This window comes from Cupriavidus sp. 05L310, assembly GCF_056398185.1.
Genome location: NZ_JBFTOX010000111.1, coordinates 1 through 11,772, shown reverse-complemented (window position 1 = coordinate 11,772; position 11,772 = coordinate 1). Strand labels below are relative to the sequence as shown.

Annotated in this window: 8 protein-coding genes and 3 pseudogenes; 7 read left to right on the top strand and 4 right to left on the bottom strand. The window is 60.7% G+C overall.

The annotated features are described in order from the left end of the window. A partial coding sequence (locus AC1DS6_RS41505) for a plasmid pRiA4b ORF-3 family protein (RefSeq protein ID WP_477104688.1) occupies positions 1 to 363 on the bottom strand: 363 nt, incomplete at its 3' end. Positions 364 to 628: 265 nt separating this feature from the next. On the opposite strand from AC1DS6_RS41505, the gene AC1DS6_RS41500 reads away from it, so the two are divergent. Together AC1DS6_RS41500 and AC1DS6_RS41495 are read left to right on the top strand one after the other, a co-directional pair. Next, on the top strand, positions 629 to 1,132 hold the full coding sequence (locus AC1DS6_RS41500) for a helix-turn-helix transcriptional regulator (RefSeq protein WP_477104687.1): 504 nt from the start codon (positions 629 to 631) through the stop codon (positions 1,130 to 1,132). After that, a pseudogene (locus AC1DS6_RS41495) lies at positions 1,129 to 1,735 on the top strand (nucleotidyl transferase AbiEii/AbiGii toxin family protein). Before AC1DS6_RS41500 ends, AC1DS6_RS41495 begins: the two are co-directional and overlap by 4 nt. 362 nt (positions 1,736 to 2,097) lie before the next feature. Here the strand turns inward: AC1DS6_RS41495 and AC1DS6_RS41490 are convergent. From AC1DS6_RS41490 to AC1DS6_RS41480, 3 genes and pseudogenes are all read right to left on the bottom strand, one after another. Continuing rightward, complete coding sequence (locus tag AC1DS6_RS41490) at positions 2,098 to 3,279, bottom strand: PDDEXK nuclease domain-containing protein (RefSeq protein ID WP_477104686.1); 1,182 nt, start codon at positions 3,277 to 3,279, stop codon at positions 2,098 to 2,100. Then, a complete protein-coding gene (locus AC1DS6_RS41485) occupies positions 3,276 to 3,440 on the bottom strand; it encodes a hypothetical protein (RefSeq protein ID WP_477104685.1) in 165 nt (54 codons plus the stop codon). Before AC1DS6_RS41485 ends, AC1DS6_RS41490 begins: the two co-directional genes overlap by 4 nt. Before the next feature lie 140 nt (positions 3,441 to 3,580). After that, positions 3,581 to 3,764, bottom strand: a pseudogene (locus AC1DS6_RS41480) (DNA-binding protein); the annotation flags it as partial. A gap of 694 nt (positions 3,765 to 4,458) precedes the next feature. On the opposite strand from AC1DS6_RS41480, the gene AC1DS6_RS41475 reads away from it, so the two are divergent. The 5 genes and pseudogenes from AC1DS6_RS41475 to AC1DS6_RS41455 form a co-directional block, all read left to right on the top strand. Beyond that, positions 4,459 to 4,647, top strand: coding sequence for a hypothetical protein (locus AC1DS6_RS41475; RefSeq protein ID WP_477104684.1), 189 nt, complete (start codon positions 4,459 to 4,461; stop codon positions 4,645 to 4,647). 1,199 nt (positions 4,648 to 5,846) lie between these two features. Further along, the gene (locus AC1DS6_RS41470; RefSeq protein ID WP_477104683.1) at positions 5,847 to 6,302 is read left to right on the top strand and encodes an HU family DNA-binding protein; all 456 of its coding nucleotides are present in this window, start codon (positions 5,847 to 5,849) and stop codon (positions 6,300 to 6,302) included. A 564-nt stretch (positions 6,303 to 6,866) separates the two neighbouring features. Continuing rightward, entirely contained in the window at positions 6,867 to 9,545 is a 2,679-nt protein-coding gene (locus AC1DS6_RS41465; protein WP_477104682.1) for a DEAD/DEAH box helicase, read from the top strand. Between the two features lie 18 nt (positions 9,546 to 9,563). Continuing rightward, positions 9,564 to 10,586 (top strand): SWIM zinc finger family protein, encoded by a 1,023-nt coding sequence (locus AC1DS6_RS41460; protein ID WP_477104681.1) that lies wholly within the window; start codon positions 9,564 to 9,566, stop codon positions 10,584 to 10,586. A gap of 569 nt (positions 10,587 to 11,155) precedes the next feature. Further along, positions 11,156 to 11,629, top strand: a pseudogene (locus AC1DS6_RS41455) (DUF4158 domain-containing protein); the annotation flags it as partial. Between the last annotated feature and the right edge of the window lie 143 nt (positions 11,630 to 11,772).

The window sequence follows — 11,772 nt, the reverse complement described above, 5'->3', positions numbered from 1 at the left end:
GCCAGGATGTTGCCGCAGCCTACGCCGCTCCACCCGTATCTCGTGGCGCCACCACGCGTTGAAGTCATACACATAGACGAAGCCTTCGTGTTCGCGGAGACGAAACGCAGTCAGTGGCAGTTCGTTTGCCGCGGTGGAGAACTGCAAGATGCCCTCATGAGCTTCGCCGTAACGCCTGCCACGAATGCTGAACGTGTGCAGATGCTCGTCGGCCCAGCCCATGACTACCTGGATGACATTGTGCAATTGTCCAAGCGTCAAGTGCTCAGGAACGAGGACGCGTCGCCAAACCGGCGGGCTCAGGCCGCTCAGAGCAATTCGAAGTTGAAGGACGGAGATCGCCGGCCCAGGAACGGAAGCCATGCGCGCATTTTAGTTGCCTCATTGGTCTCTCAGCAGTGGCCCGGTCGTCTGCCCCCGCTTTGGCGCGGTCTCCTGCCCCTGCGCGTTGCGGTAGCACACCGCCCCAGGGGTTAGGGTCCGCGGGCGTCACAGTAAAGCAGTCCGCGGCCTGCAGGTGGGCCAGGGTCGGGCCGTGCGGGGCCATCCCTCTAGCACGCCAATTGCCGAAGGAACATTTCCCCGTCTATGTCGTCTATACTTGACACATCGATCGGAGATTTTCGCCATGAACCCTGCACTCTTGGGTAATACGATTCAACACAAGCGGATCGCCCTCGGCCTGACCCAGCAGCAACTGGCGGATATGGCCAAACTGTCGCGCCAGTCCCTAAACGGCATCGAGCATGGAACCGTGAACGCCACGCTCGAAACGCTGGGCCGGCTGATGGACGTCCTCGGCCTGGCGCTTGATGTGTACGATCCCGAAGCCGGCCGCCAGGCCAGGGGCACGCCGACCCGCGCGCTATGGATGGCCGCAAAGGGCGCAAACGTCAGTTACACCGGCGAGCTCACGCCTGATCAGCTTGAATGGGCGCTGGCCACTGGCGAGGTGCCGGCGGAGTTTCGGCCGCAAGTAGCCCAGATCCTGGATGAGGCGCCACTGCAGCTCGTCACCAAGGTAGTGGCCGAGGTGGCGGCGAAGCAGCATCGGAAACCGGCCGACATCTGGAAGAACCTCAGACGGCTCGCGCAGTCATTGACGGCGACACGCGGAGGGCTGTGGGCATGAAGATTGAGCTGCAGGGTGACATCTGGGAAAGCCTGTTCCCTCACGCCTTCACGCTGATGGAGGAGGTCAGGAAGCATGGGGGTATCGAGCCGTTCTGGACCTTCGGGGGCGGGACGGTCCTGATGCTCCGGTACCGCCATCGCTTTTCACGCGATATCGACCTCTTTGTGCCGGACCCGCAATATTTAGGGTTCGTGACGCCCCGCCTGAGTGAGACCGCAGAGGGCATCACGAGCGACTATGTGGAGCAGGGGGAACTTCGTGAAGCTGGTCCTCGACGCCGGCGAAGTCGACGTCGTGGCCTCGCCCAACCTGACCGACGAGCCATTCGAGATCTGGGAGATCATGGGGCAGCCAGTCAAAGTGGAGACTGCAGCCGAAATCGTTGCCAAGAAGCTCTACCATCGGGGCAACCGCGCCACCGCACGGGATCTCTTCGACCTTGCCGTCGTGGTCGAGCAAGAACCAACAGCCCTCGCGCATGCCGCGCCGTTTCTGCTGAGGCATGCAGCATGCCTTCCTGCGCCAAATCGAGGCGGGCCCGCCGATCATGCGCGAGCAGTTCGCCAGGATCCGGCGGATCAGCTTCGACCGAAGCTTTGATGAGTGTGTCGCGCTGGCGCGGGATTTTCTCGATTCGCTGCAGGAAACGGATGATGCTCCGCAGAGGGCGCGGGAACGATATCGCCCGTAAGGGGTAGCCGTACTTTTTGCGCGAAATCTGGTGGTTTTGGCGCTCTCGCTTTCTACGTCAGTGCACTGACCACAATTGTGCAACAGCTTGCTGCACAACTTCAGGCTTGGCGAACGTACATCTAGCTGTACCATCCCTCCAGCCGTTATTCAACGGAGGCAGTCATGCTAACGCTTACGGGACGGCAGGTCAGGTCCTAGGCCGCCGGCAAAGAGCAGAAGTTTGATGACGGCGAGCTCATCAGAGCGATAGCGAACTTTTCGGCCACGTTTCATTCCGCGCCCTCTGTATCCCCATCCTTCCCGGTGCGCCGCGACTCCAGCTCTCGCCGCGTTTTGGCTAGTTCCTTAGCTAGCAGTTTTTCATCGGGCAGCACAGTCTGGTACTCGGCAGCTAGCACCTTATTCGGCAGACCTTCCAATGCATAGTGGGCCTCTGATGCACCTTTTTCGGCGCAAAGGATCAATCCCACCGGTGGGTTCTCTCCAGGCTTCATCCAGTGTTCGCGCGCATAATTAAGATACAGGTGCATCTGCCCTGCGTCGGCGTAGCTGAACTTGCCTACCTTGAGGTCGATCACCAATAGGCACTTGAGTTGACGGTGAAAGAAAAGGAGATCGACGCGAAACCAACTGTCGTCAATTCGCAGCCGACGCTGGCGTCCGATGAAGGCAAAGTCATCGCCCAGTTCAAGCAGGAAGTCAGCCAGATGTCGGATCAATGCCTCTTCGAGGTCGGATTCGGAATATTCGTCTTTTAGATCGAGAAACTCCAGGACGAATGGGTCTTTGATGGCTTCCTCGGGCGTGATCGCATCACCAGCTTCGGCCAGCTCACCTTTTTCCAGCATGCTAGCCTTGTTGCGCGACAGGGCGGTACGTTCGTAGAACTGGCTGCTGATTTGCCGATCAAGTTGCCGTACCGACCAGCCTCCACGCAAGGTTTCGGTTTCATAGAAATGGCGCGCTTGCTCATTTTTAACCGATAACAGACGCACATAGGCCGACCAAGGCAAGGGAAAGGCTTTGGCAAGGGCAGGCAGGTCAACCGCATTGCACCGCAGTGACTCCGAAAGCACGGTACCCACTGAAATCGCAGACAGCGTCTGCGACTTTCGAGCGCGGGGCAATTTCGCAGACGCTGTCTGCGAAATCCGCTCAAGGGGCCACTCTTGGTAAAACGAACGCATCTGCTCCAAGTTACGCTCGGAAAATCCTCGCCCAAATCGGGTGGACAAGTCGGCAGACAGCCGCTTGAGCAGGGCTTGTCCATAGGCTGCTCGATCTTGCCCGCCTTGCTCGAACTCGACGATACGCCGACCGATTTCCCAGTAGGTTGCCGTCATCAGTGCATTGATACTGCGCGCGGCGACGAGACGGGCGCTCTCGAGCAAGACGACGATGTCGCCGTGGATGCCGCTGTAGGCGGGACTGGAGGATACGAGGTCGGTCATGCCTCGACCTCGTTCAGAAGCCCCTCGATTTTGCCTGCCAGGCGCATCACCTCAACCTCAAGGCCTTTCGGGTCCTCGAGGAGCGCGTCGGGCAACTTATCCGGGACCACGCAGTATCCCGTCCAGCGAGCCTTTAGGTCCGCGCCTAGATGGACGTTCATTGCACGACTCGGTTTCTCCACAAACGCTCCAGTTAGCCCTAGCTCGAGTACAACGATCTGTGCACATTGTACCGGCGATTAGCGCACCGCCCCAAGCGCCTGTTCTGCCTCCCCCCCAACAGCAGGCTGATCGTGTCGCGCTCGGCCTGCAGCCGTGCCCGCTCCGGAGCCCCAGCCACGGCCGCGTCTTGCGCCCTCGCCTGCACCGCCGCTAGCTCGGTGCGCACGCTCGGTAGCGCTGGCGCGCTCCTGCGCGACGGTCACCTGTTCGCGGCTGGGCTCCAGCTCCGTCGAGAATTGGGTACGCAGCTCCTCGAGTTGCCGCTGGCTCGATCCAGGGTTTTCTGGTGGGCGCACTCAAGGGGAAAAGGTACTGACATGTGTCGCTGTGGGGATCATTTAGCCTTGGCTTTGCTCTTGCTCGCGTCCTGACGTTCTACATCCGCAGATTCCCGCTGATTGTCCCCGCATGACACGGGCATTCCGGGGTGCAGGAAAGGCAGGGTCGCCCATAAATGTAGTCCTTGCCACAGTAGTGTCGTGATCCCGCCGTGCCTGCGCGGCGAACTCAGGCTGCGGACAAGCGCCAGACGCCGCCTATTTGAGTTGACGTGTGCGCGGAAGCTAAAGGCGGATTTCCGCAGGCCCAGCGCAAGCTCGTGCTTGCGGTACGGGCCAATCACTTCGCCAACATCACCTGCTTATGCCGGGCTTCAGGCTTGGTCGAGACTTTGGTACGTAGGTTTATCTAGACAACAAATCGGCTGACTCCGTCATTGAGACTTCCCTGCCGCGGGAGACCTCCCCGGGAATCGCGGCTATCTCCGCAGCGCCGTCGGGAGCCGCCATGATGCCTTCGGACGACAATTGCTCGAGTCTTCTCCCAGGAGACCGGCATGGAAACTCCCGGCCCCCGGCAGTGGGGGTGAAATTACGGCCGTGCGACGCTATCATCGATGCGTGTACGCCGAGGCGCAATGGCGCGACCGGACATGCACTGCAATGATGAGAACTGAATATGCCGCCCAAGAGCTTGATGTTTCCGCTGACAAAATGTCCGACGACGTCCGTCGAGGCATTGGCGACTCAGATCCGCCGCCTGGACGTCGGCAAGGTGGTCATTATCGGGGGTGATCCGCTCAAGGCGCAGGCACTGCGGGACAAGCTTGCCGCCGCCGGCATGGTTGTAAACATGGCCGCTCAGTGAATGGTCGGAAATAGGCGACGCCCAACCGGTAAAGGACCTCGGCAGGCCGCGTTAGCCGGTGCTGTGATCGTGGCACTGGCCGTCGGATTCGCCCAGTCTGACAAGCCAACAGCTCCCGGCACCGCCAAGGCGGCGGAGCTGGCGGCGGCAGCCTTTGTTCGTCGAACGTTCACCGAGAATCCGGTTGGGGTCAGCGAAAAGCCCAAGATCGCGGGTGATAAGGCCCTGGTTCGAACGGTGTATGGCGCGAGCAAGGGTTGTACCGTAGGACTCGTTCGTGATCCGTCCGACGCGAAGTACGGGTGGTCCGTGCGATCCTCCTGGTGTTTTACGAGGACTTAACCAGAGCCTTTTCCCCCACTGCAACGTATGGCTAAGGTGTTATGGATTGGTTTTCCGGCGCGAGGCAGTGGGACCTGGCTCCGACTTCACATCCAGCGTCATCAATTGCTCTCGCCGTCGAGGTCCGGCAAGCCAACACCGCCGAGAAATTGGTACGCGACGGCCGGTAGCCGCGGGACGACCCTCTTTGCATCTATCTGCCCGAGGATGCCGACACCCGCGTGCCGACGTACGTGCAGCCGCATGCCGGCGACGATCTTGTTAAACTGCGCAGCCGAGCAATCGGCGCATTCTTCCTCGGCACCGGCGTCACAGTGGCAGAGAGCGCGCCGCACAGGTAGTTGACCAGCAGCCCGCGGCTACTCCGGGTTCCGGCGCATGGGGCGGTGATACCCGCACTGGCCACGTCGCATCCTTCTCCGTCCCGATTCTCTCGACCTGGTAGGCCCGCCGAGCCACCATGCCGATAGCCGGTGACCTGGCGTTCTCCCGCAAGGCTTCCGGCACCGCGATCACCGAGATCAGCCTCGTGAGGATCGTACGCGCTGCACTGGGGGCGATCGCCTTTTGAGGTTGATGACATGAGTCCGCGAATTCTCCGCAATACCTTCTGCCGCCGCCAACCGCTCGCGGTCCAGCCCAGCGATGCGATCAGCGAACTGCTTGGCTTTGCCCGTTTCCGAACCTGCAGCCGGATTGCCGCCGCCGTCAAAATGAAAGCACTTGAGCGAGCCCCGGCGCGTCCTCTCAGGTCGACGGCAAGCCCACATGCAGCGCGGTTTTTGCTATGCTCCAGCGAGCGCTCATGCCTCTGGCAGGTCAGCGCCCAAACCACTAGAAATTGAGGCTTCAATCCCATGGTAACTAAAGCTAAAGCTGTCGCGAAGACCCCTGCCAAGCCTGCAGCCAAGAAGGCACCGGCAACCAAAGCCCCGGTGAAGGCTGCGGCCAAGAAGGCGGCGCCAGCGAAAAAGGCTGCCGTAGCTGCACCGGTCGCCAAGCCGCTGAGTGACAAGTTCAACAAGTCCAGCCTGCTCGCTCACCTTGTCGCGCAAACCGAACTGGATGCCAAGACCGTCAAGACCGTGTTGGCCCATCTGGAAAACACGGTGTTGAGCGCAGTGCACAAGAAAGGCGCGGGCGAATTCACCCTGCCCGGCCTGTTCAAGGTGGTCGCCACCCAAGTGCCGGCGACCAAGAAGCGCTTCGGCAAGAACCCGTTCACCGGAGAGGATCAGTGGTTTGCTGCAAAGCCGGCGACCGTCAAGGTGAAGGTCCGTCCGATGAAGAAGCTCAAGGACGCCGCTGCCTAAGCCATTGTCGACTTGCAAGGTGAAGGGAGCCCTAGCGCGGCTCCCTTTGTTTTAAGCAGTTGCTCAGTGTCCTCTAAGTATGTCCCATACCGGCCATTCGGGACATTCCGCCATCTACTCGTTTGTAACAAGCGCGCCAGTTGATTTCCACCGCGCGGGCGGGAGCCGCCATCGGCATCCAATCTCGCGTGACTGAGGTTTTGGCACTCTTTCATGGAAAGTCGTGTTTCTCTTGGCAAGATTCGGAAATTCGCGCGGGGCCGCCTCGAAGGTTGAAAGTGGTCGCCCGGCAGCAGAGCCGGGAGTGGGCTTCCGTCGGTTAATGCGTAGCAATCAGTTTGTCCTACAGCAGATGAATAGACAGTTCACGAGACATGTGCAGCGCAGCGGAAAGGCATACCCCGGACGGTTGGTCGACCCGTTAATTCGTTCGGACCAGCCGCAATCGGAGATTCGCCCAGTCCAAACTAGGCGGGAGGGCCCGCTGGTTGATTCCGCAGCCGCCTCCCTTGAAGACATGCGGCTTCAGCGCTCGCTGCAACGGTGCGATTGGGACCGGTCCCTTTGACTGCTCCCGACATTCTCGCGCCACACCTGACGCCCGGCGGACACCTGCTTGCGGTGCCGGAGGACGCCGCGCCAATATTGGCAGACGATACGCGACTGCGGCTTGGGAGTTCGTTTGCATTTGGCGAGGGGCATGGCCTGCTGCATTTGGGAACGGCTGAAATCGGCCGAATTTTGCCCCCCGCGTGGGCCTGGTGGCGTGATTTTGCCGCGCGCTATGTCACCGCCTTGTGCGCTACGCCCGAAGGCGGCGAGATCATGGTCGCAACGCCTGCTGCCAATGATTTTGATGCCATGATTGCCGATGCGCCGCCGATGACGGGCGGCGAGTATCTAACGCCAGATGTGCTGGCCACGTTGTGGGGCGAGATCGATACTGCCTTGCACCAGGAACTGGCGACCGCAAGCGTCTCGCTTCAGGACTTCCTCAAGTTGCGCCACCCGGCCTGGAATCTCGTCGGCCGTGTGCATTTCAACCTCGCTGAGAACCGCAAGGACCCGGAGTCACCGTTTGCCTTCCTTGCGACTTACACCTCGCGCCTGTCGGCCCATGGCAAAGCGCAACACCAGCCACTGTCGCAAGCCCTGGCGGAATTTTCGGGAACCAGGAGCAAGGCGCAGCTCCTGTCGTTACTGCTGCCGGTGCAGCGCGCTGCGGAACACTGCGATTGGCTTCGCGACATGGTGGATACCGGCGAGATATACCATCCGCTGCGCTGGACGCCGCTCGACGCCCATCGCCTGCTTTCGGACCTATCCAAACTCGAATCCGCCGGGATTGTCGTACGCACGCCAGGCGTCTGGCAGGCGGGCCGCCCTGCTCGTCCCGTTGTGAAAGCCAGCGTCGGAGCACGACCGCCTTCGCTCCTGGGCAAGGACGCGTTGCTCGATTTCAGCATGGAGGTCTCCCTCGACGGCGAGCGTCTCAGCGCCTCCGAGGTCAGGGATCTGCTCAAAGGCGCCGATGGCTTGCAACTCATCCGTGGTCGCTGGATCGAGGTGGACAAGAAGAAGCTTAGTCGCCTCATGAAGCGATTCGAGGCCATGGAAAAGGCGGCGCAAACTGGTCTGCCCTTTAATGAGGCCCTACGCCTTCTGGCGGGTGTTTCGCTCGACGAGAGCGCCGACCCCGCTGACCGCGACTGGTCGCAGCTTGTTGCAGGGCCCTGGCTGGCCGACATCCTGCAGGAGTTGCGTCAGCCGGAGGGGTTGGCGCAGATCAGCCCGGGACCGGAACTCAAGGCTAACCTGCGGCCCTACCAACAGGTCGGCGTGCGGTGGTTGTACCTGCTCACCCGGCTCGGACTGGGCGCTTGCCTGGCGGATGATATGGGTCTGGGCAAGACCATGCAGGTACTCTCGCTGCTGCTCGTGCTGAAGCGCGAAAGCGCCGAGGTCCGGCCCAGTCTGCTGGTCGCCCCCGCATCGCTGCTGGCCAACTGGGCGGCAGAGGCCGAGCGCTTTGCCCCCGGCTTGCGCCTACTGATCGCCCATCCGTCGGTCATGCCGGCGGCCGAATTGCGCGCGCTGGACCCCGCGCGGCTTGCGGACATCGATCTCGTCATCACCAGCTATGGCTCGCTTCTTCGCCAGCCGGTACTGGGGGCCATCCAATGGCGCGTTGCCGTTATCGACGAAGCGCAGGCGATCAAGAATCCGGGCGCCAAGCAAACGCGACAGGTCAAGCAGCTCCAGGCACAATCGCGCATCGCGCTGACCGGAACCCCCGTGGAAAACCGCCTGTCCGATCTGTGGTCCATTTTCGATTTCACCCATCCCGGATTACTGGGCTCAGACAAAGTCTTTGCCAACTTTACTAGGCGGCTGGCGAAGGCCGAGCACTTCGGTCCGCTGCGAACGCTCGTACGCCCCTACATCCTGCGCCGCCTGAAGACCGACAAGCGGGTAATCGACGACCTTCCGGACAAGACCGAACTCAAGGCCTGGTGCCACCTGAGCCCGAGCCAGGCGGCACTTTATCAGCGTGCGGTGAAGGATCTGGCCGCCGCGCTTGAAGACGCCGAAGGCATCGGTCGCAAGGGTGTCGTGCTGAGCTTCCTGATGCGCTTCAAACAGATATGCAACCATCCATCGCAGTGGTTGGGCGACGCGGCCTGGAAGGCGGAAGACAGCGGCAAGTTCGCCCGCCTGCGCCAACTGGCCGAAGTCATTGCCGCCAAGCAGGAAAAGGTACTGGTATTCACCCAATTCCGCGAGACCACTGAACCGCTGGCGGCATTCCTGGGTTCGATCTTCGGCCGCGAAGGTCTGGTACTCCATGGCGGCACCCCGGTAGCCAAGCGCCGCGAATTGGTCAAGCGATTCCAGGAGGATGAGCTGACACCCTTCTTCGTGCTCTCGCTCAAGGCCGGTGGGGCGGGTCTGAATCTCACCGCCGCTTCACATGTGATCCACTACGACCGCTGGTGGAACCCGGCCGTGGAAAACCAGGCGACTGATCGTGCATTCCGTATCGGCCAGCAGAGGAACGTCCTGGTGCATAAGTTTATCTGCCGTGGCACGATCGAAGACCGTATCGACCAATTGATCGAGGCCAAGCAGCAATTGGTGAAGGATGTGCTGGAGGGCGGCGCGGAACTCCTGCTCACCGAGATGAGCGATCGTGAATTGCTCGATCTCGTGAAGCTCGACGTTTATGCCGCGCAGGAAAACTGATCGTCAACAGGAATCGCAATGGGTTACGGTTACGGGGGATGGAAGCCCTATGTCTCGGTCGCCGAGCGAAGAAAAAAGGCTGAACTGGCCGCCGCGAAGGCGAAGAAGGCTGGTGCGGTCCTGTCGCCAATCGCGTCGTATCGCGGCGCCATCGCCAAGACCTTCTGGGGCAAGGCCTGGTGCGACAATCTGGAAGGCTACAGTGACTATGCCAACCGGCTGCCGCGGGGCCGTACCTATGTGCGCAACGGTTCCGTGATCGACCTGCAGATCACGGCAGGCGAAGTCCGCGCGCAGGTAATGGGTTCGAGCCTCTACACGGTCGCTGTGACCGTGACTGCGTGTCCTGAAAAGCAATGGCGGGCGATCGGCGCCGATTGCGCGGGGTCGATCGATTCGATCGTGGAGCTATTGCAGGGCAAGCTCTCGACATCCGTGATGGAGCGCATCTGCAAACCTGGCACCGGTCTTTTCCCGGTGCCGAAAGAAATCAAGTTTAATTGCAGTTGCCCGGACTGGGCGTCAATGTGCAAGCACGTTGCTGCCGTACTCTACGGCATCGGCGCGCGGCTCGACCAACAGCCGGAATTGCTCTTCGCCTTGCGCCGCGTCGATGTCAATGATCTTGTCAGGCAGGCTGGCGCTGGCCTGCCCAAAGCCACAAAGCGACCCGCTACCAGCAAGGTGCTCGACGACGCGCTGGTGGCCGATGTGTTTGGCATCGAGATGGCCGACGCTTACCCACCGCCGAAGCCTGCTGCTGGACGTAACAAGCCACCGGCAGGTAAGGTGACAGCGAAGAAGGCGACCAGGTCGGCTGTCTCGACAGCCCGCAAGCCACCTGCGAACGCGAAGACTGCGGAGGACAATAAATCGGTAACAAAGACGTTACCAGTCAAGCTATCTGCTGGGCCACGTAAATCAACATCTGGCAACGTTGTTGCCGGTAAAGCAAGGGTGGCGAACTCGCCTGCAACCCAGAAAGAGGCTGCAACAAGGAAGCGCGCCAGTACTCGATTGGTGAAAGGTACGTCCCGCTAAATGGTGATCTGGCGAGCGACTCGAAGGGGTGAGTGACTACTGTTCGGCCGAGCCGGCCGGTCGCAAGTTGCGGCCGGATAACGCCCAGCTCGCACCGGCACTCTAACGGGAGGCGCCCGCCTTCCGTTAGAGTGCCGAGCTGATCATCGTTCGTGCTTGGCGATGAAGGCCCCAACAGTGTCGTGCAGTAACTTGGGACGATGGGTTCAGGGCTTGGCCTGTCCATAGTCCGGACGATCGCAGACCGCATCGGCGCACAGGTCAGCATTGGCTACAGGGACGAGGATGCGCAGCGCGGGTTGAGGGTGACTCTGCGTATTTCGCACGCAACCGCCTCAGTAATCGGTCTCCCTTTGTTTTCGCTGCAGTTTACCGGGGTAGCCGCTTCTTGTAGCCATGCGGCTTTCCGGGCCGCCAACCAAGAAAAATGCCAATAAATCAATAGGTTGCTGTCTGTCCCATTCTTGCTTTTTGAAGTGCTTCAAGCGACATATTAGCGTGTTGATCGTTGCGACCACCTCTCATTGCCGCTACCCTCCGCAGTCCGTCTCATGCGTCGGAGAAGCGCGATGGATCACTGGCGGTTGGCCTACCTCGGGATGCGGCAGATCCCACGGGAACTCAGTGAGTTCGAGCTTGCCACGTTCTTCACCTACTCCCCCAAGGAACGCGCACTGATTGATGCTCGGCGCAGCCCCTTGTATCGCTTGGCCGTTGCCGTACACATCGGCTTTATCCGCATGACAGGACGTACGCTTGACGCCTGCAAGCAGGTGCCAAGATTTCTCTGGGCGCATGTCGGTGCCCAGGTTGGTGTGACACCGCCGGACATGGGCACGCTCAACGCACTCTACGATGGGCGCACCGATACACTGTCAAATCATCAGATGCTGGCCTACCAAGCCCTCGGCTTCAGTCCGATGGCTGAGCACCAGCGCCGCTACGTCACGCGCTGGCTCAAGGAGCGATTGACGGGACAGCCGAGCCGCACCGAGTTGTTTCATGAGCTGAAGCGCTGGCTGTATGAGCATCGGATACTATTGATCCTTGTATAAATGACGACATCACCACAACTCGGCCTGCTTCCAGCACGCGGCAATGATGTTGGCGCGTTGTTGTGCGCTGCGCAGCCGATTGCAGGCGGTCGTTTTGAGTTCGGTGAGCGAGTGTGGGCAGAAGTTGGCCA